Raw genomic sequence first — 22,453 nt, 5'->3', positions numbered from 1 at the left:
ATTCCAACCGAATAACGTAAAGGCGATACTGAGTATCGCCTTTATTGTTTCTAAAATTCAGAACTCTGCCTTCAACGCGAAGTGATGATCGGATAATCGCCATTGACGAGCTCTTGAACAAATGCGGACCCAGCGCCAGTGTGCGTAATCCAAACCTTCTCTTTCGCACGAGTAATCGCCACGTAAAACAGCCTGCGCTCTTCTGCGTGAGGGAATTTGTCTTTGGACTCGGTCAATGCGCCATCAATGTGAATTTGCTTCTTCTTCGCAGGGAATTGCCCCTCATCCACAGAAAGAATAATGACAAAATCAGCCTCTCGCCCTTTACTCGCATGGCAAGTCATAAAACGAATATCGAGATTAGGAAAACGTCGCAACCAATCGTCATACAAGTCGGGCTTATGATAATGATTACGTCCTAACAATAAGACTGACTTGGTTTGCTTGGCTTGTTGATTCAATTGATCCAAGATCTTTTCAACTTGGTTGCTCGGTGCGGTATGCACACTCTTCTGCTTACGTTGCTTGTGGCTATTTAGTGTTTTCGGCAATTGCGATGGGTTTTGCTGAACAAAAGTGTTTGCCACATCACCAATCTGATTGTTGAAACGATAAGTCGTATCTAGATGATGAACGGTAGAGTGAGCAAAGCGCTCTTTAAACCCAGTGATAAGATCGACGTCCGCACCAGCAAACTGATAGATGGCCTGCCAGTCATCACCAACCGCAAACAACGTCGCACCCGCTTGTTTCTGTGTAGATTCGCACAGTGCTTCAATCAGAGCTAAACGGTCTGGAGAGATATCTTGGTACTCATCGACCATAATGAAGCGCCATGGGGATACAAATTTCCCTTTATTTACATAATCTGTCGCACGACTGATCATGGTAGGGAAATCCACTTGATTGCTTTCTTTAAGCATTTTCTGCCACGCAGTAAAACATGGCCAACACAAGGCGAGTTCGCTGTTTAAACGAGTATAGTCTTGGTGATTTACCAACTTTTCTTGCACTTGCTTTTTGGTTAGCCCTACCGCAGCTAAGTGAGACAACTGAGAGTCTAGCCACGCGATCAGTTTTGGGTTTTCTGAGTGACTTCCTAACTCATCGTCCCCTTTTAAATAGGCAATCGGCCATTTGTCTAAATGTTTTTGCCAACGTTTAAAGTTAGTAGGCGTCATCCAATGCTTTTTCAGCCAATCTACACACCATGCTGTTCGCTGGTTGTCATCTAACGCCAACGGACTGATCTCAACAGGCTGTTGCTCAACTTGATTGAGTATATATAAGCCTAGTTGATGGAACGTATTCACACGCACACCGTCTGCGGCCATGCCTACTTTATCCACTAAACGCTCTTTCATTTCAGTCGCGGCATCACGACCGAAAGCCAGCATAAGCAACTCTTCTGCTTGAGCCTGGTGGCTTTGCAACAAGTATGCAACTCGAGCCGTTAAAACACTGGTTTTGCCAGAGCCTGCGCCAGCAAGGACTAAGTTGTGATCATCGTTAAGCAACACCGCATATTGCTGGGATAAGTTTAAAGGCGAAGATTCTATGCGATTAAACAGCACTTCCCAATTCGGACGTTCTTCCTCAAGCCAATCACGATTACGCTCACCAAGCGTCGCAGACGTATCAATAAGCCAAGGTTCGATTTCCGCCATGCGATTCGGCATCCGCATTTTGGCTTCTTCTAGAGTGGTTTTCATTTCGCTTAACTCTTGGTTAAGACTTTCCACCCAGGAGACCACTTGAGAGTGCGATAGATAGGCAGGAAGATGCTTAAGTTTGTAGAGCTCTTCTTCCCACTTAGGTAGATACTCAGCCAGTTTTCGGCACTGAGTATTGTGCCATTCTTGATACTGACGAACAGCTTCAAGAGCAAACTTACGGCATTGTGGCCACGGTAGCCCTTGTACTAGCCAACTTTGTTGTTTGCCTTCGTGCTCATGAGCAAAAAACTGCAAAGAGCTCCATAACAACCCACGCTTTACGCTAACTTTGCCATTCCAGATCGTAAAAGGAATATGTTCTTCACTGCCTATTGAGCTTAATAAAACACTGTTCTCTTTTATTTCGACGTGATGGTACTCATTTTGAATAAAAAACTGTGCTTTGCTAGTGGCAGTGAGCTGCATGAAACGTGCGCCTTTTAATTTAGAAGTTGTCGATTTATATCATTTTAAGGCGCCAAATTGTAGCAATGGCGAGCACCTAAGTAAGCATCTTCTTTTATTCTTTAATAAAATTCACATTACTGTCGATTTAGTAACCTAAAGCTCATTCTATTTGAAGCTGACTTTACAATTATAGACACATTGCGTGGCTGCTTTAGTATAAGTCAATGACATCCCTGTTGATTTTATCAGCAACAACGAATTTTTCTTAAAGTAAATCATAAACGCGCTATAGTGGGTTTGGTAGTATTCCCCCGTTCTTCATCGGAAACATAAGGCGCATTGTGCAAGCAACTTCTAAATTTCGGCTCTATTGGGCAAACAAGACCATAAATTACAGCGTTCTTATCCTAATCACCTTACTGGGTGTGGTTATCCCGACTTGGTACTTCGAGCAAAACACGCTGATCACGCCGCTAATATTGGGCGTTATTGCTGCTGCTTTGGCAGAGAGTGATGACAGCTTCACTGGGCGCATCAAAGCGCTGATTCTGACCTTTCTCTGTTTTGCGCTCGCCGCTTTCTCAATTGAAATCTTGTTCGACACCCCTTGGGCATTTGCATTAGGGTTATTTATCTCAACCTTTGGTTTTATCATTCTTGGGGCGATAGGTCCTAAATATGCGAGCATTGCTTTTGGCTCTTTGCTGATCGCCATTTACACCATGCTTGGCGCACATGAGAGTACTAACATTTGGTTTCAGCCACTGCTGCTTTTAACTGGTGCGGCTTGGTATTACTTCATGTCGATGATTTGGCAGATATTTTGGCCTCTTCAGCCTGTACAACAAAGCTTAGCCAATGTGTTCTTCCAAATGGCAAATTATCTCGATGCGAAAGCCAAGCTTTTTCACCCTGTCACCAACCTAACGCCACAGCCACTTCGGATTGAAGCCGCCAAGTGCAACGCAGCGACGGTGATGGCGCTAAACGCTTGCAAAGCCACATTACTAAACCGCTCGAAACGCGGCCACATTGATGGTCCTAGTGACCGATTCTTAAATATCTACTTCATCGCTCAAGACATCCACGAACGAGTCAGCTCTAGCCATTACCGCTATCAAGATTTAGCAACTGAATTTGAACGTTCTGATGTGCTGTTTCGTTTTAAATATCTTTTGGAATCTCAAGCTCAAGCGTGTCGTGATATTGCATTAGCGATTCAGCTAGGGAATGAATACTCACATACCGATCAGTCCATCTTGGCCTTAGCTGAAGTGCAAAATTCACTTGCTTACTTAGAAGAACAAAAGCAAGGACACTGGAAACGTCTGCTAATGCAGTTAACATATTTATTCAATAACTTAGCGACGGTAGAAAAGCAACTGAATAACATTAACAACCCAGATGTTGAGGGCCTAGAGGAAGATACGCTCGCCGATACTAACCCGCACACATTAAAAGCCATGTGGCAGCGTATATCCGCGAATTTACACAAAGATTCGATGCTGTTTCGACACGCATTGCGTATGTCGATTGCCTTGACGATTGGTTATGGAATCATTCAAGTGTTCAGCATCGACCGAGGTTACTGGATACTCTTAACCACTCTCTTCGTGTGTCAGCCGAACTACAGCGCAACACGTCAAAAACTGACAGCGCGAGTCGTAGGCACATTAGCCGGTTTGTTAATTGGCGTACCATTACTGACTTTCTTCCCTTCTCAAGAAAGCCAGTTAGTATTCATCGTTATTTCTGGCGTGATGTTTTTCGCCTTTCGGATGAACAATTACGGATACGCAACCGGCTTTATAACGCTACTGGTCCTCTTCTTATTCAACCAGTTAGGTGAAGGTTACGCGGTTGTGCTTCCTCGACTGGCCGATACCCTCATCGGGTGTGTGCTTGCTGTAGGAGCCGTACTGGTTATTTTGCCAGATTGGCAATCGAGAAGGCTGCACAAAGTCATGTCGGATGCGATAGAGGCTAACAAACAGTATCTCGATCAGATCATTGGTCAGTATCGAATTGGTAAAAAGGACAACTTGAGCTATCGCATTGCTCGTCGTCAGGCCCATAACAGTGATGCCTCACTTTCTTCTGCCATCAGTACAATGCTTGCGGAACCTGGTAAATATCGTGCTGCCGTTGATGAGAGCTTCCGCTTCTTAACGTTAAATCACGCAATGCTGAACTATATTTCTGCTCTTGGTGCGCACCGAACTCGCATTGAAGATGAGTCAATTCATAAGCTCGTTTTAGATGCACACCGCTGTATTCATCAGCATTTAGACGTCCTCCATAAACAGCTTCACCAGCATTGCGAAGAGTGCGATTTATCTAATATTGACGACGCAGGACTTGAGCAACGCTTGAATGAGTGGCGAGATGAAGATGATAGTTCCGCTCGCATGGTACTGCAGCAACTTCACCTTATCTATCGCATGCTCCCAGAGCTACATTCACTTGCCAGTAAGTTTGCAGTGAGGGTGAACTAGTAACACACGCATATAAAAGGGAAGCGAATTGTCGCTTCCTTTTTTCTTTCTACTTTTCTATCTACCCCAAAGTGGGTAATTATGTACCTTCATAGGAAAAATCTGACGTATCACTTAACACACCTTGACAATGTTCGGACAAAAAGCAATCGATCAAATTCTAATCTATCTAGGTTGAATAAATATGTTGTATCCAAAGGACGAAGAATTTCGGGAAATGAAGGATAAACCGAATTACAACGAGGGTATTGAGATGAACGCACAACAATTTAATGAACTTAAACAAAAGCTCAGTGATTTAACGGCGAGTCAGTTGAAATCATTACAGGGTGAGATAAGCGTAAAGTTAAACAAAACACAAAACCCAGTACTTTCTGTTGAAGAAAGAGAAATGCTTTCTAAACTGTTTGCTTAATCAAATCATTGATATAAAACACTTGAACGTTTTATAAACTCCACCTATGCTCTCATTAGCATAGTATTGGGAGTGGTGATATGCCTGTATCAGGAATTCAATCTGGGCACCAAATTCTTCAGATGTCACAGCAGATGGCTGAAAAAGCCGCGCATGGCATTAATGATAATTTAGGTAAAGTGAAAGAAGAGATCGCTTCTCACAACATCGATTTGGCTAAAGTGGCAGATATCGCAATAACCGCTTCAACTCCTAGCCTCCCTTCTCAAAAAGTTGAATCACTCATCAACCTTACGCAAGCTGCAGGTTACAACCGAGTGGGTGCGTCCGTCATTGAGAAAAACAATGAAGTCATTGGCAGCTTACTCGATATTCACGTCTAAAACTTCTTAGTTCCGACCTGTCACTACAAATCCGTAACAAGCCCTCTTTTGCTACCTAATGTTGTGCTATTTCGATTCAATAAGTCTCGATAAAAACCAATAACTCCCAATAAAAACGGACGCCTTGTTAAAGCCGCCCGTTTTATGTTGAATCCAAATTTATCCGTTATCAATAACACCGTGATTCAGCAATGACTCTACAATCTCATTGGAGCTAAGACCGTTGAAGTCTATCGATGTACCTAAGTTTTCCACAACAATGGTTTGCTGGACATTTGCATCCGTCGTAATGTTCAGAGAAACATTTTCTGTTGATGCGTCGTAATCGGCTTGAATGTGCGCAAGTAAATCATCAATACCTGCCGTTGGATCATTCAAATCAGCGATCACGTCTTTGAGGTCAATGGTGTCCTCATTAACGCTAAAGTCAGTGATGGTGTCAATCGCACCATTATCCACCGTGTCTTCTGTCCATTTAAAGATATCGCTACCCGCACCACCAGTCAGAATATCAGAGCCTAGTCCACCGATAAGCACGTCGTCTCCATCTCCTCCTAGGATATAATCATCTCCCGTACCTGCTGCTAAAGTAATGCCTGCATCACTACCAATAAGATAGCTGTCTTCACTTTCAGCGGACTGATCAATATCTTGATTATTTAGCGTAACGTTTAGATTAATATCTAATGGCGTTGAATACGCTTGATCACCATTTGATGCAGTAGAAACCGCAGTCAATGTAATATCGTAATCTCCCGGGATCGCATTATTGATGTGTAGCGTATCAATTTCATCTTCTGGAACAGTCCATGTTGTACCATCAAAGCTGATATTCGATGTTGTAGCTTCACTCGTGATAGTGGCTCCTCTTGGCACGCCAGTGAGCTCTAAGGCCAGTACTTCATCGACATCTGTCAACGCCGCCATAATACCCACCAGCGCGATGCCTTGACGGCTTGCACTTTGACTCGCACTAATTCTTTGAATGTAACTAAAGTTCTGATCAATGGCTAGGTTTGGTACGTCAGCGACCGGCGTTACATTAATATCAAACGTTTCTGATGTTTGTAGTGAGGTACCCGTTAAGTTGTCATAGAAGATACCGTTGTCATCAGCGGTAACGGTAAGCGCAATAGAATTGCTGTTCACGTCACTGGCATCAATAAATACACCGGCATCCGGATCCGTCGAAGCGAAAAGACTATTAAGCTGAGACAAGGTCCCCATCAGTACAGTTTCACCTGCTAAACCAACGCCTTGAGTAATGCCACTCCCAGCCGGGACAAGGACACTTATATCACCCTCATCGATGCTGAGTGACACCGTCATGATTTCATTCTCATGAATACCTGCAAAATCAACATCGGTAATTTCGATACCTGAGATTTTTTGATCCGATGACTCCATAATCGTATTTGTGGCCATTGAACCATCAATCTCCGGAGCATCGTTAATCGCCTGCACTGTCATCACGGCTGAGCCACTGACGGTCTTCGGATCCGAGACGCCATTGGTCATGCCATCATCCGTAATATCGTAATTAAAGCTTACATCCCCGTAAAAATCAGGAGCAGGTTCAAAGCTCCACTCCGTTGAGCTCAGTTGAGTAAGCGTCCCTGCTGCAGAGTCGACAAGCGTAACATTGCTAACGGTTAAATTGTCCGACTCAATATCAACCGCATTAACCAGCAAGCCTGCTGCGGTAATAATAACAGCGCCGCTGTCTTCATCAATACTTGTCAACGTCACTTCAGATGTTGTTGGCGCATCGTTCACCTCTGTGACTTCAATTACAAATTGGCTGCTATTTGAATTGAGTGTTTCGTCAACACCGCTAATCACAATCCCTTCGTTGCCTTGGTCATCGACAGAGATGTCGACATTGACGTTACCAAAGAAGTTAAGCGCTGGGTTAAACTCCACTAAACCATCAGCGATAGCGGCGTTAAGGTCAGATACGGTTCCTTTCAGTTCAATTGAACCCGTGCCGTCTCCTGAAACCGTCAATCCGTAATTGGCAATAATCGATGGATTGAGCGCCAAGTAACCGCTATCGACAGCAATATTCAAGACATACTCTGCGGTAGGATCATCAAGTACCGCATCCACATCCGAAATACCAAATGTATCCAGCAGGATAGCGTTGTCTTCTGGTGTTTCAACGTCAATGACATTCACGAAGTCCGGTCGATCATTCACCGCTTCAACATCAACAGCTACGTCAAACTCCTCGGCTGAACCTAAATTTTGGCGACCATCGAGCCCGGTATCAACCGCTTGCACTTTGAAATGCAGTGACCCACCCCATGAGTTATCGTTTCGATCACCAGAATTAAAGACCACTTGATCCAAATCTTGAGCATCGATTTCTAATACGAAGACGCCACTTCCTTGGTCAGTAAACACCGTTCCATCAGGTAATGAAACACTCGCCCCATCAGGGACATTTGAAATCTCAACTCTCAGCGTCTCTGGATCATTTTCCTGGTAGGTTGCGCCATCTCCGATGGACTCTTTGTTATCAACCACCAACGCATTAACGTTGATAACAATATCTTCTCCCTCATTCCCCGCAGCTGAAGTATCAGGATTCACATCGACATCATCGCCAATAGGATTCACAACCAGCGTAAAGTTATTAGTTCGCTCAGTTGGTACTTGTAACAATTCTTCTTGGATGAACACGGTAATGCCAATCTCTGCCTCGCCACTGAAGTTTTTCGGCGGTTTGATTTGGATGTCACTCAAATCAACGGATGTCTGAGTAAGGTCTTTTAGCTGAATACTCCATTCTCCTCCGCCGTTGTTCTTAACAACATAATCAGAGGAATTGGATTGAACGACAAAGTCATCAGGGATCCCTGTTAACTTGAGTGAAACGAAACTTTCAGAGCCATCATTATCGTTTAAGCTGATCGAAACCCCTGAGCCCGATTGATTCAACGAAATTAAAGTATCTTCGTCATCAACCACGGTAATTGGCTTCGTAGGATCGGCACCTGTAATCGTAATATCGTCCACCACTGGCGTAACTTCGAATGTCACGTCATCAGTAAAAGTTCTTATATCGATATTATCGCCAGGGTTATTTAGGATAGACTGATCAAATACAGCCTCGTCCGTGATCTCTCCTTCGATATTAATCTTGACGGTGTTTTGTCCCCCACCTACGGGATAATTTTCTTTCGGCTTAAACAGAACATTATCAAGCGCACCCGCTAAAATCTCAGCTTCATTAAACTCAATACTTGTCCCTAAGCTATTGCCATTTGCGTCAACAAACTCCCCCAGTGTTGTGTCATCGAGCTCTAACTTGATATTCGTTAGCGTTTCCTGACCACCTTGGATATTGTTATAACGGTCAGCAAAATCGACATTTAGATTAAGTTGGATTAAACCATCTTCATAACCCACACCATCCGCCGTTGGTACATCGTTATTTAGGTCATTAACTGGTTGTTTGTTAGCGTCTAAACCGAGAGTACCTATGATATCCACTGTCACATTTGGTGTAACATCACCATCTAATGGCTGATCACCCGCCGAACTCGGAACATCTGCAATCGGTAAAACCTGAACTGGAATTCGCACGTTGTTTTCTTTTTCGTCGCCAGACTCTGTGTCTTTGGTGACAAACCTCACAGGCAATTCGAAATCACCAGCGTAATCTTCTGCCAAGTGCATCGTTAAACCGTCCAAACCTGTGATATTGCCACTAGCATCAATATCTGCTTGGAAAACGTATTTACCATTGACAAAATCGATATCAGTACCTGTTATCACCAAGCCTGGAGGAATACCGGGTGCAGATGGATCAATAACAACAGTCAAAACATCTTCCACACCATCCGCATTAATCGCATCGACTTTCGACGTCAATTGAGTACCAAGGTCGATCGCATTGTCTTCCGATTCTTCAATTTGGACGTCATCAGCCACCTGAATTTCAGCGGCAACACTCGTTTTCGGCGTGAGAACCGTCGGAAACTCAAGTGTCACGTCAGTTTCTCTTACTACTGTTGCGTCTTTTTCAACGGCATCTTCACCTAAATCGTTGACCTCGGCATAGATGGTTAACCCAATTTGAGATAGACCGCCGTTGTCACCATCATCGCTGTCGTCGTTTGGCGTTAAATCAAGACCCGAAGGCGCTTTAATTGAGAAGTTTTCTTCGTCAATGACTGTCCATCGACCGCCGCCTTCGTTCAATGCACCAACAATGACCAATTGATTGAGAATCTCAGGGTCGACATTGTGGAACTGAACAACAAGCTGAGTCACCACTTCATCTGAAGAGGCGTCAAACTCTTGGTATTTGATGATATTCGCACCAGACTCCCCACCCGTTGAAGTATTGATCGTAAAATCAATGTTCCCTTGACCGTCTGACTTCACGATGTCAGTGACAACGCCAGTGCTTTCAGTAACAAGCAAACGTGTCTGGGCGTCTAGCGATCCTGTTGTATTTTCTGGCTCAACGATTGGATTGACTTGGACATGCACCATGCCATTGATGGTTTTTTCTGCAATTCCCTGCCCTGGATTAGAAGCATCGACATATTCGTGGTCAATCTCTTTCACCGTCACCGTAGTATTCAAATCAAAGTCAGTACTAGAGTCTTGCTCTAATTGCACCTGGACATACCCGCTTTGAGAGATTCGAGCAGAAAAGTCTTGCTCCGACTCGTTCGCTAGTGGCGAAAGTGTTAATGTTCCAGAAACCAATGTTTGTGCTACGCCATCGACATAAACCGTGCTGCCTGGAGGAAACCCAGAGATCGTTACATCACTAAAGAACTCGTCTGTATCAGGGCTTTGAGCCAACGTTGGCTTCCAATCAATATTAAAGCGTGTATCTTCATCACCTTCTGATTGAACCGTGTAGTTATCTTGCGCATCAATGACAGGAGCGACAATAATTCGGATCTCACCCGATGAGGTTCGACTGTGACCATCATTCTCAGTGACGATCGTCGTCGCTGTAATATGAATGTTCTCCGTCGATGACGCTTCCGGTTTAATAACAATTCCAGAATTAATATTCGCCGTGGTGATGTTGGCTTCATAGATTGGCTGATTTTGCGCGTCATAGCCGACAAAAGTCAGATCGACGGATGCACCATCGCTATCAAATACCTCAACACCTGCAGGAATATTGGACAGCAGAACCGTAACCGACTCTGAGTGGTCATTCGGGTTATCTGGTAACTCGCCAGAGATGACACTAAAGCCCAACTCTACTTGACCATTCTCATCGATATTAGTCTCAATACCTCTTACATTACCGTCATTAAACTCATGCCAGATCCCTGATTTATCATTCAGCTCAATAAATGGTATGTCAGCTACGCCTTTCACACCGACGATCACTGTTTTGCTGCCTAGTGACAACATATCTTCGGCAACCCCATTAGATAACGATGCCGTGTCTTTGACGATACCTTCAACGTTGAAAGTAAAGTCATCATTGCTGTGCAACGGAGGAAGCACTTCGACGTTGGCTAACTCAGATTCTGGCACTTCGTAATAGAGTACATTGCCGCTTGAATCGGTCACTTCCACGATTTGACTTGGGTTTGCTGAATCAAGCCACACTAACGTAACGCCATCAATTGAGAAGTCAGAAATACGCACAAATAGTGCTTCAGAACCATCTAAATCCGCAGACGGCTTCATGGTAATCACTTCACTTAACTGAAGTGGATCATGATCCGTGACAGGATTGACGGTGTCTTGAGTTCGAGCGTTATCCTCAAAGACATTGATTCGGTTGACTGTAAAACTACCTGGGTCCGCGATTGGGTTAACATCAATGATGATAGTTTCTGTCTCTGAACGTGCCGTTTCCTTCCCTGATAACGGATTATTGTTTTCTGTCGTAATCGCGGTTACATCAATCTTGATTTCGCCCGAGAAATTATCGATTGGATCAATTTGAACGTCACCAATTCGGCTGGCATCTACGAGATAAACACCACCAGTTTTTGGAATCGCGCTACCATCCGAATACACTAACTCTGCGTTACCTTCCCCTTGTGTAAAGACGAGCTCGTAGACTATATCTTCAGGATTGCTAATATCCTGAGTTTCCGCCGTGATATTAAGTGCGACATTATTTCCATCTTCATCAACCGAGTAGTTAAATTCACTGTTTGCCGTCCACGTTGCAATATCTGCAACGGCAGCGACTTCAATGTCTAAACGACCATTAATCGTATGATCTGGCGTACCATTGTTAAGAATTTCCACACGGATACGAGGATCGATACCAGAAGCATCGGTCGAGGTATGACGATCTGGTACGAAGTACAAGTTATCTAACGAGACCAGCTCGCCACTAAATGATTGCTCGACATTCGACGCATCGAGAACAACCGTATCGCCTACTGGTGTCAGTTCAATGAAGTTACCGCTCCCATCTCGGTAATAGAAAGTACCGTTGTGCGTGCTTGCATCTCGAATAGTGATATCACCTAAGCTTTCGTTACGATCGATATCATGCAAATCGATAACCAAATCGACTTTCGCCGGCGTCACATCCAGCGTCGACAAGTTATCCTGAGTATTTGCAGAGTCAACGCCCACAACGACACCATCACGCCCTTGGTCCTCGAACGCAGTAACGGTAGACGTGTCAATTTGCGCATTGCGGTCTCTTATCGAGATATCCACATCGGCATCTGCGATATCGCCATCACCATCGGTTGCAACAACGTTGATGGTGAAATCAATCGAGTCGGTTTCTGTATGGTCAAGATCGTCATTCGGACGGAATGACACACTGCCATCAGTTCGAACAACCAAACGACCGATTTCAGTATCCACTCCGTCAAGAACCTTGTGAACAAATACGACTTGGTCGCTGCCGTTCAAATCGACAGAATCAGAATCAACACCGTTTTGCTTAAAGTAAATGCCTGAATCATCAGCCGAAAATGAAGTCACTTGTGCGCCGTCAGCACCAAGATCGTCATCACCTTCTACAGGGTCTTGGAATAAGTGAACCGTGCGGCTGCCTTGTCCCTCAACACGTGAAATAGATGCATCGTACAAGGTTGGAACATCATCGGTAATCGTCACTGGTAAGTTAATACCGGCCGTATCGCCATCGACATCGGTCGCGAAGACTGGGAGATCAAGTATGAGTGTATCTTCGCCTTGGGTTGAGTGGTCTAGAGCACCCTCAAGCGTAAACTTGTAAGAGCCGTCAGCGTTCAAAACTAGCGTGAACACTGAGTTACCATCAGGTGTTTGACCTTGATAAGTAAAGTTGTTGTTGCTTACCGCGGTTTGAACTAACGTCACCGCAAGGCCACCTGAAGTGACTCCTGAGATCGGGTTAGATGTCAGGTCCAGTTGGTAAGAGACAACGGTATCTGCCCCTTCCACCGTATCGAAATTGCCCGTTGCTTCTAGGCTGTCTTTGTTGGTTGCCTGAGAACCATTAGCGAGGTCATCCTCGTCAACAGCCAAAGCATCTGCTGATTTAATTTCGGGAATGTCATCAACCACGGTAATTGGAAGATTCAGTGATGATGACGTGTCACCATCAAAATCTGTAACTGTAATTGGGATATCAATGACAAGGTTGTTTTCACCTTGAACAGCGTCATGGTCGATTGGTCCCAACAGTTCAAATTGGTAACTGTCGTTATTCGCATCAAGAGACAGCGTGAAGATCTTAGTTGATGTGCCAGTAATCACCGCTTCGTAACTGGTTACACCACCAACCGAGCTCACCACATTCAACTCGATGCTGCTGCCATTCGAAGTTAAACCAGACACAACTGCATTGAGATCAGAAATTTGGTAGCTGACAATCTCATCTGCGCCATCAACGACTTCAAATCCGCCAGTCAGTACCGTCGAATCGCCACTTGTCGTGTCAGAGCCACCAGCAAGATCATCTTCATCAACGGTTTGTTGGCTAGAGTCTGTCACTTTCACAATAGCTGGAACATCGTCCACCACTGTGATCGGCAAGGTGATGTTATTGGACACATCGCCATCAAAATCAGTCGCGTTGACTGGGAAGTTAATGACCAACGAGTTTTCATCGTTACCCGCAGGATGATCAAGTGCACCCAACAGTTCAAATTCATAACTGTCTGCTGAACCATTTAGTGTCAGTTTAAAGACGGTGTCCGTCGTACCTTGTACATAAGCTCGGTACTCAATCACACCGTTTGAATTTGAAAACTCAACCAACTCAAGCGGTTGACCACCTGAGGTAAGGCTAGAAACAGGCGATGTTAAGCTATCCAACTGGAAGCTAACGATAGAATCGGCACCATCGGTAACGTCAAAGTTGCCACCAATGATATTGGATTCTGGCGTGTCGTCCGACCCTTGGCTTGGAATATCATCCTCATCCACAGACAAGGTACTACCAGAGCTAATAGCATCAATGGTTGGCTTGTCATCTACGATGGTCACTAGCAAGGTCGCAGTGATGGTGTCGTTATCGCCATCCGTGATCTTCACAGGTAGATTCAACAAAATCTCATCAGAGTTAACCGCGTGATCTAATTGACCAGATAACTCAAAGTCGTATTTACCATCTTGATGAAGTGTCAACGTGAAGACCGTCACTCCGCTCGGAGTTTGTCCCACGTAAACAAGTGCGTCAGCAGTTGAAGCACTAGTGTCTTGAGAAAGCGTTACCTCTTCTCCACCCGATTTCAGATTCGGGATAGGGTTTGAGCTCAGATCCAATTCGAACGCATCAATACCATCTGCGCTAGTGACTTCGAATTCACCTGATACCGTTAATGGCTCTTTCGTGCCATCAGAACCAAGAGGTAAGTCATCTTCGTCGACACGTAGACTTTCAATATTGGTAACAACTGGAACATCGTCCACAACGGTAATTGGCAATGTGAAGGCTGGTGACGTATCACCATCATTATCTGTCGCCGTCACAGGGAGGTTAATAACAATCTCGTTTTGCTGATTACCATCTGGATGATCAAGCGGCTTCTGTAAATCGAACTCGTAGGTGTTGTTCGTTGCATCCAACGTCAGTTCGAAAACCAGTCCAGCAGGATTGCCAGCAACACCTTGGTATACGTTCACGCCGTTTGCGCTAGAAGACAGAACTAAGGTGATAGCTTCACCATCTGAAGTCAGTGACGCAACAGGCGTGGTCAGGTCACTAAGCTGAATAGAAGCAACTTGGTCAGCACCTTCGGTGATATCAAAAGTACCTGAAATAACAGTATCTTCTGCACTTGCAGCATCAGTACCTGCTGGTAGGTCATCTTCATCAACGGTTTGTCCACTGCCTGCTAGTAAACCATCAATGGTCGGAACATCATCCACAACCGTAATTGGTAAGGTGATGTTGTTCGACACGTCTCCATCAAAGTCAGTCGCGTTTATCGGCAAATTGATGACCAGTTCATTTTGGCCATCAGCATTTGGATGATCGAGAGGAGCGAGCAAATCGAACGTGTAGCTGTCATCAGAGGCATCAAGGGTCACTCGGAATACTGGTGTCGTCGTGCCATCAATACGCGCTTCGTAAACTGAAACGCCACCTGCGTTTGATACTTCAACCATGACCAGTGATTGACCACCAGAGGTCAGGCCTTGTACTGGCGTCGTTAGGTCAGAAACACCGTACTCGACAATGCCATCAGAGCCATCAGTCGCGATGAAGTTACCTGCAATGCTGTTCGACTGCGTACCATCAGATCCGACCGTTGGGATATCGTCCTCATCAACCGTTTGCACACTTATTGCTTCGATGCCACCAAGTGTCGGCTTGTCATCAATGATCTTGACCGGAATTGTCTCAGCAGAGGTATCGCCATCAAAGTCTGTTGCAATGATTGGGAAGTTGAGCGTCAACTCGTCACTATCTACTGCGTGATCGATTGGTCCTTCAAGCGTGAAGTTATAGCTACCATCAGTATTCACTGTCAGCGTAAAGACCGCTTCAGTACCCGCTGTCGCCTCGTACGTAAAGCTGCCGTCGCCATTTGCGGTTTCAATCAGCGTGACCGCCACGCCTTGTGATGTAAGGCCATCAACTGGTGTTGCAGAAGCGTCGAGCTGATAGCTTACCACTCGGTCAGAGCCTTGCGTTGTGGTGAAGTTGCCATCGATTGATATTGGATCGTTTTGATCCGAGCCAATCGTGGCTAAATCATCTTCATCAACGGTAATCGCATCAACATCAGTAATAGTCGGCTTGTCATCGACGATGGTGACTGGGATCGTTTCTGTGGTGGTATCACCATCAAAATCCGTCGCGATGATTGGGAAGTTGAGCGTCAGCTCATCACTACCTGTTGCATGGTCAATTGGACCTTCAAGCGTGAAGTTATAACTGCCGTCGCTGTTCACCGTCAAGGTAAATACGGCTTCTGATCCTGCGGTAGCGGTATAGGTGAAACTGCCATCCGCATTCGCGCTTTCCGTAATTGTCACCACAACCCCGTGTGAGGTTAAGCCATCAACAGGGTTAGAGGACGCGTCTAACTGATAACGCACAACATGATCAGAGCCCATCGTGACAAAGTGACCATCAATCGACACGGACTCGTTTTGATCAGAGCCAATCGTCGCCAAGTCATCTTCATCCACGCTGATCGCATCAACATTAGTGATGCTTGGCTGATCATCAACAATAGTGACAGGCAGTATTTTAGTTGAAGTGTCGCCATCAAAGTCTGTTGCGATAATCGGGAAATCGATTTGTAGGCTGTCGCTATTCATCGCATGGTCTAATGGACCTTGCAGAGTAAAGGTGTAGCTGCCATCTGGCTTCAGCACTAATTCAAATACGGCATTGCCATCTGCTGTGGCAGTGTAAGTAAAGCTACCATCACCGTTTGCCGTCTCAGCAAGCACGACAGGTTCACCATGAGAGGTCAACCCTGCTACTGGATCTGCTGTTGCATCAAGCTGGTATTTAACAACACTGTCCGAGCCTTCAGTTGTGCTGAAAGAACCCGACATAAACGCATCATCGTTTTGGTCTGAGCCAATTGAGGCGAGATCATCTTCGTCTACTGTCAGTGGGACAACATTATCAATGGTTGGAACGTCATCAGTAATCGTGACTGGAATGGTCGCCGTCGTCGTATCGCCATCAAAGTCTGTTGCAATGATTGGAAAGTTCAGAACTAATTCATCGCTATTTAACGCATGATCAACTGGCCCTTCCAGACGGAAGTTGTATGTACCGTCTGCATTCACATTCATGGTGAAGACAGGGTTACCATCCGCGGTAGCAACGTAAGTAAAGCTGCCATCGGCATTCGCAGTCTCTACCAGAGTAACAGGCTCACCTTGAGAGGTTAAACCTGCAACAGGATCAGCCGTTGAATCAAGTTGGTAGCTCACCACACGGTCTGAGCCTTGAGTGGTCGTGAACGCACCTTCTACATAAACAGCGTCACTTTGGTCTGAGCCAATACCTGATAAATCATCTTCATCCACAGCCAGAGGCACGACATTATCGATGATTGGTGCATCATCCGTGATCGTAACTGGAATGCTTGCTGAAGTTGTATCACCATCAAAATCGGTGGCAACAATTGGGAAATCAATCGTTAGGCTGTCGCTATTTACTGCATGGTCAATCGGGCCTTGCAGCGTAAAGTCGTAAGTACCATCTGTTGCGACGTTTAACGTGAATACTGGATTGCCATCTGCGGTCGCAACATAGGTAAAGCTGCCATCACCATTCGCGGTTTCCACCAGGGTAATCGCCTCACCTTGAGAGGTCAGCCCCGCAACAGGATCAGCGGTTGAATCCAGTTGATAGCTCACCACTCGGTCAGAGCCTTGAGTGGTGGTAAACGCGCCTTCAACAAACAGATCGCCGCCTGGGTCTGAACCCACACCGCTAAGGTCATCTTCATCGACACTCAACGCATCAACCGCTGTAATAGTCGGTACATCATCAACAATCGTGACTGGAATGATTTCAGTTACTGTGTCGCCATCAAAGTCGGTGGCTATAATTGGGAAGTTCAGTGTCAACTCATCACTATCAACCGCATGATCAATCGGCCCTTCTAGCGTGAAGTTATAAGAACCATCAGTATTCACTGTCAGCGTAAAGACCGCTTCAGTACCCGCTGTCGCCTCGTAAGTAAAGCTGCCATCACCATTTGCGGTTTCAGTTAGCGTGACCACTACACCTTGCGACGTTAAACCGTCAACTGGTGTTGATAAAGCATCGAGTTGGTAGCTCACCACACGGTCTGAGCCTTGCGTGGTGGTGAAACTACCATCAATAGAAATCGGATTGCTTTGATCTGAACCGATTGATGCTAGATCATCTTCATTAACAGTAATGGCGTCGACGTCATTAATCACTGGCTTATCGTCCACAATTGTCACTGGGATAGTGGCATTTGTGGTGTCGCCATCAAAGTCTGTTGCGATGATTGGAAAGTTGAGCGTTAACTCATCGCTATCTACTGCGTGGTCGATTGGCCCTTCAAGCGTGAAGTTATAAGAGCCATCAGTGTTCACTGTCAGTGTAAAGACCGACTCAGTGCCTGCTGTTGCTTTATAAGTAAAGCTGCCATCACCGTTTGCGGTTTCAGTTAGCGTGACTGCAACGCCTTGTGATGTAAGGCCGTCAACTGGTGTTGCAGAAGCATCGAGCTGATAGCTCACCACTCGGTCCGAGCCTTGTGTGGTGGTGAAGTTGCCATCGATTGAAATCGGGCCTGTCTGATCTGAGCCAATCGTGCCTAAATCATCTTCATCAACAGTAATCGCATCAACATCGGTAATGGTCGGTTTATCATCCACGATGGTAACAGGCAGTACGATTTGGCTTGTGTCACCATCGAAGTCGGTAGCAATAACACTAAAATCAAGGGTTAAGCTGTCGCTATTTGCCGCATGGTCGATTGGACCTTGCAGCTCAAAACTGTACGAGCCGTCGGTATTCAAAATCAATGTGAAGACTGCACTGCCATTTGCCGTTGCGCTGTAAGTGTAACTGCCGTCTGCATTTTGCGTTTCGGCAATGGAGACGGTTTGCCCTTGAGATTGCAGGCCATTTAAAGGATCAGCGTTTACATCCAACTGATACTGTACGACGCCATCAGAACCCTGAGTCGTCGTGAACTGACCTTCAACCAGCGTTGGCTGTGATTGGTCAGAGCCTACCGAACTTAAGTCATCTTCATCGACGGTAAGAGCAACAACGTCGTTAATGGTTGGCACATCATCAGCAATGGTTACCGGTAGAACAAGTGAACTGGTGTCACCGTCAAAGTCCGTTGCGACAATAGTGAAGTCTAGAGTTAAGCTATCGCTACCCACAGCATGATCGATTGGGCCTTCAAGACTAAATGAATAAGAACCATCAGGGTTCACTTGTAAGGTGAAGATAGCGTCCCCTTCTGCCGTTGCAGAATAGGTAAAGCTGCCATCTGAGTTGACAGTTTCCGTCAGAGAGATAGATCGACCCTGTGATTCCAACCCATTGAGTGGATCAGTGCCGCTCTCTAATTGATAACTTACAACACGGTCTGAGCCCTGAGTCGTCGTGAAACTGCCTTGCGCGAGCACAGAATCGCTTTGATCGGAGCCGATGCTTGATAAATCGTCTTCATCGACGGCTAGCGCATCAACGCCATCAATCGTAGGAACGTCATCTTGAACTTGAATGACAATTTGCGCCGCTTCTGGTGTGTTCGAACCTTGGGTAATCGAGGAGCGATCGCCATCCGCATCTACCGCGTAAACTGGCAGTGAGAAAGTGAGCGCATCATCATTAGCACCCGTATGGTCGAGTTGTTCATACAAGTTGAATTGATATTCGCCCAATGCAGGGGCATCGATCGCCACATCAAATACGGTAATACGCACGCCATCCAACTCGATGAAGCCTTCGTAAGTGCGCACGCCGTTACTCTCAGACGCTAGTTCCAGTTGAACAACCTGCCCTTGAGATTGGAGTTCTCCACCAACATTAAACTCTGTAGGTTCCAACTCATAGTGATCAATGATGTCACTACCGACCGCTGTCGTAATCGACCCAGAGCCACTTGTTACTACCGCGCCTTCCTGTGAACCTTGGTCAACACCCGCTTCGTCTAAAGACAATCCCGTCACGGTTTCAATCACTGGATTATCGCCATCAAGGATGTTTAACGTAAAGGTGTTGCTTGCCGTATCTTGGTCGAAATCGACGATTGTGGTTGGCAAAGAGAGCTCAATCGTATCTTCACCGTTTGTTTGTTCTAACGGCTTAAATTGCTCAAATTGGTAGGTACCATCAGTATTCAGACTGATGGTTAAGACGGTTTCACTCGAGCCCGCAATGGACAGGGTGATAGTACTGCCGTCTTCAGAGAGTACCGCTTCTGTCGCCTGATTATCACTCAGTAGGCCATCGAACTGACTAAGTCCTTCTTGATTAAACGTGACGGTTGCCAATTGATCACTACCAATATCAACAAAGGTGCCAGTAATTGGTGCAGAAGAAGATTCGACGTTTTCAAAAGTAACGTTTTGCGGCGCAGGATCATCGCCATCAATAACGGTTGTCGTAAAATCAATAGGGGCTTGAATACTGTTACCACCAATATCTGCGCCTGTAATGTCAAAAGCGATATTGATTTGATCACCGGAGATGGAAACTTGACCATCAGCAACAGAAGCGACATGGTCAATGCCCTGGCTAATCGTGGTAACGACCTCTAACTCTAAATCACGGCCTAAAGATGTCGCTTCGATCTCTATACGAAGCACTTCGTTACCTTCTTGAGTGCCGATAATGGCATTTTGCGCTTCGTCATAAACGAACGCCACTGGCTGACCAGCAGAGGTAATATCACTATTTAGCTCGGTTAACAGAGACTCTAATGAGGACGTTTCAGGTACAAATGAAGCGGTATCAAGTGCGAGATCCCCTGCTTCAACCAGCACACTAGAAGAAATGGTTTGCGGATAGCTTGATAGAGAAATTGAGCCTTCTGTTACGCTAGATTGCAATGATTGTCCGCCATCGGCAAAAATAGTGACATCTAAATCATCAGCTTCATCGCGTTCTTCTACACCGCTACGAGTCGCTGACGTCTCAAAAAAGGTGGAGGCAAGTACTTCCGGATTATTATATTCAACGGTCACATAGCCAGCATTGGCTGAGCCTTCAGCGCCAGCACCAGCAGCCGTTGCTTCCAAAATAGCAGTCGGGTCAGCACCATCTAAAATGGCCTGTTGGATAGCCGCGACATCATTAGCGTCAAAGTTAGCACCTTCGATAGCTGTTGGATCGAAAGTAACCTGGCCATTAACTGGAGATTGCAGCAAGGTTTCTGGTTGTTCAAAAGAAGGTTCTGGAAGGCACGCGACACAATTAGCATCAACCAGATACAGCTCATTATGTATCTGTACATCAAGAGAAGCGTTATTTTCAGTAATGATCACTTCGCCAGATATTAACTCATCCCCCGCTTTTATAGACCTGACTTTTCCATCCAGACCTAAAACCAAGACTTCACCTTTGACAGCATTTACAATCGCGTTCTGCGGCACGGTTTGCGTACTCATCTGACCTCCGCTAATGGCCTACGTTTCCCATTAACCTTTTTAGATAGTTTTTAAATGATTTAGTGCGGCATACTGCACACCTTTAGACGATTAGACTAAGTATCAACTCATTAAACAATCGATAAATGGCGCACTAATGAGCAAAGTAAGTAAAACTTACTAGTAGTCACAGAAATGTGACACATGTCCTAACACCGCAATATCGATTAATTATATGAAATTGATACCTTATTCCGTATAAGTGTAGTCGTTTTAAAAAAGAAGATAGATGAAAACGCTCAGCTAAACGCCAAACTACCGGTTGCAATCAATAATGGAAGAAAAGCAATAAGAATGTTGTATACACCTGAACGTGATGACAACTTAATCAATATCGGTGACGAGAAAAACGTGACGATTAAATATTGAATGACATAAATCGTTGGACAAAATATAACCATAAAAATGTGGCTCACAATATGAATTCCCGAGCACCACGAATTCGGCTTTGTCCTGATATACAGTAAAAAAAATACGAGCAAGCTAATAAGAAAATACATAAACACCACACTTGAAAATAATTATCATTTTCAATCATATGTAAATATTCCCCCACTTTCAATGATGTGAGAGCTATTAATACCATCGTTATTATCAATCAACACAATAAGTAAAATTATCAGTAATTCCCGTCCTAAACGTTTGCGTAATCGCTAACCTTCTCTTAACCTTGATTTGAGGCTTTTATCACGGTTTTTCCATTGATATAGTGCGTCCATACAACAAAAAAAGACCATTCGAGGCATGGAGCTTCCTCATTAATCTCAAGATGAGAAGAATTGGTACCGACAAAATTCGGCAGATTTTAAGAGGGTCAAAAAATGGACATGAATATGGTTGAGATTTTAGGTTATGCAGCTTCAATCATGGTCGCAATTTCGCTAACTATGAAAGATATTGTTAAGCTTCGTATCCTTAACTTTATTGGTTGTGCGCTATTTACTGCTTACGGACTAATGATTGATTCTTGGCCTGTAGTATTAACTAACGGCTTTATTGCTTGCGTTAATATCTACTTCCTAGCAAAAATGCAACAGGAAAAAAAAAGCCTAGAATCTAGAGCCTAAAAAGCAATAGCATTCGAACAATAAAAGCCCGCGAATGATAAGATCGCGGGCTTTTTGCTTTTAATGCGCTCTCATTTTCTGCACATTCATCAATAGCTCTAGCGAACCCAGTTAAGTGCTAATGTTTCTCTACGAGAGAACATGTCTACATGCGATGAGATTATCGCCTTCACTGTGCTCAATCTCTCTTCTGAATCTGCCTCACAAATAATGGTCAAGCTAGACTCGCAAAGAGCAAACTCCGCTTTTCCCGTCGGGAATGTCACCAAACCGCTGTTTTCATTCCAAGTAGCAGGAACCTTTCGTCCAAAATGCCGACAAAGTGTCACTAAGTATTTGTCAGCGTGTTCGCTATCTATTCGGGTGCTTTCTTTAATCATGAATTTACTCGTGTTTTGAA

General features: G+C 45.0%; 7 protein-coding genes. 4 read left to right on the top strand and 3 right to left on the bottom strand.

What is annotated here, in order from left to right; translation table 11 throughout:
* Positions 1–71: 71 nt before the first annotated feature.
* Positions 72–2,141 (bottom strand): DNA helicase IV, encoded by a 2,070-nt coding sequence (gene helD, locus LIX84_RS02705; protein WP_006742784.1) that lies wholly within the window; start codon positions 2,139–2,141, stop codon positions 72–74.
* A 323-nt stretch (positions 2,142–2,464) separates the two neighbouring features.
* On the opposite strand from helD, the gene yccS reads away from it, so the two are divergent.
* From yccS to LIX84_RS02690, 3 genes are all read left to right on the top strand, one after another.
* Positions 2,465–4,618, top strand: coding sequence for a YccS family putative transporter (yccS, locus tag LIX84_RS02700; RefSeq protein ID WP_170901766.1), 2,154 nt, complete (start codon positions 2,465–2,467; stop codon positions 4,616–4,618).
* A gap of 184 nt (positions 4,619–4,802) precedes the next feature.
* The gene (locus tag LIX84_RS02695; RefSeq protein ID WP_041853076.1) at positions 4,803–5,033 is read left to right on the top strand and encodes a hypothetical protein; all 231 of its coding nucleotides are present in this window, start codon (positions 4,803–4,805) and stop codon (positions 5,031–5,033) included.
* An 80-nt stretch (positions 5,034–5,113) separates the two neighbouring features.
* Complete coding sequence (locus LIX84_RS02690) at positions 5,114–5,416, top strand: hypothetical protein (RefSeq protein ID WP_170901767.1); 303 nt, start codon at positions 5,114–5,116, stop codon at positions 5,414–5,416.
* A gap of 159 nt (positions 5,417–5,575) precedes the next feature.
* Here LIX84_RS02690 and LIX84_RS02685 read toward each other — a convergent pair whose 3' ends face one another.
* Entirely contained in the window at positions 5,576–20,947 is a 15,372-nt protein-coding gene (locus LIX84_RS02685) for a retention module-containing protein (protein ID WP_226420553.1), read from the bottom strand.
* A gap of 860 nt (positions 20,948–21,807) precedes the next feature.
* Here LIX84_RS02685 and LIX84_RS02680 point away from each other — a divergent pair.
* Entirely contained in the window at positions 21,808–22,053 is a 246-nt protein-coding gene (locus LIX84_RS02680) for a YgjV family protein (RefSeq protein ID WP_005397186.1), read from the top strand.
* Between the two features lie 98 nt (positions 22,054–22,151).
* Here the strand turns inward: LIX84_RS02680 and LIX84_RS02675 are convergent, their stop codons facing one another.
* Positions 22,152–22,433, bottom strand: coding sequence for a DUF2218 domain-containing protein (locus LIX84_RS02675; RefSeq protein WP_006742780.1), 282 nt, complete (start codon positions 22,431–22,433; stop codon positions 22,152–22,154).
* Positions 22,434–22,453 lie beyond the last annotated feature (20 nt).

It is taken from the genome of Vibrio sp. E14 (assembly GCF_020515785.1).
Classification (GTDB): Bacteria; Pseudomonadota; Gammaproteobacteria; order Enterobacterales; family Vibrionaceae; genus Vibrio; species Vibrio diabolicus.
This window is presented reverse-complemented; position numbering and strand designations above follow the sequence as displayed.

Coding starts and splice junctions, on each gene's coding strand:
- LIX84_RS02675 (WP_006742780.1), bottom strand. CDS start 22,433: ATGATTAAAGAAAGCACCCGAATAGATAGCGAACACGCTGACAAATAC.
- helD (WP_006742784.1), bottom strand. CDS start 2,141: ATGCAGCTCACTGCCACTAGCAAAGCACAGTTTTTTATTCAAAATGAG.
- LIX84_RS02695 (WP_041853076.1), top strand. CDS start 4,803: ATGTTGTATCCAAAGGACGAAGAATTTCGGGAAATGAAGGATAAACCG.
- LIX84_RS02680 (WP_005397186.1), top strand. CDS start 21,808: ATGGACATGAATATGGTTGAGATTTTAGGTTATGCAGCTTCAATCATG.
- LIX84_RS02690 (WP_170901767.1), top strand. CDS start 5,114: ATGCCTGTATCAGGAATTCAATCTGGGCACCAAATTCTTCAGATGTCA.
- LIX84_RS02685 (WP_226420553.1), bottom strand. CDS start 20,947: ATGAGTACGCAAACCGTGCCGCAGAACGCGATTGTAAATGCTGTCAAA.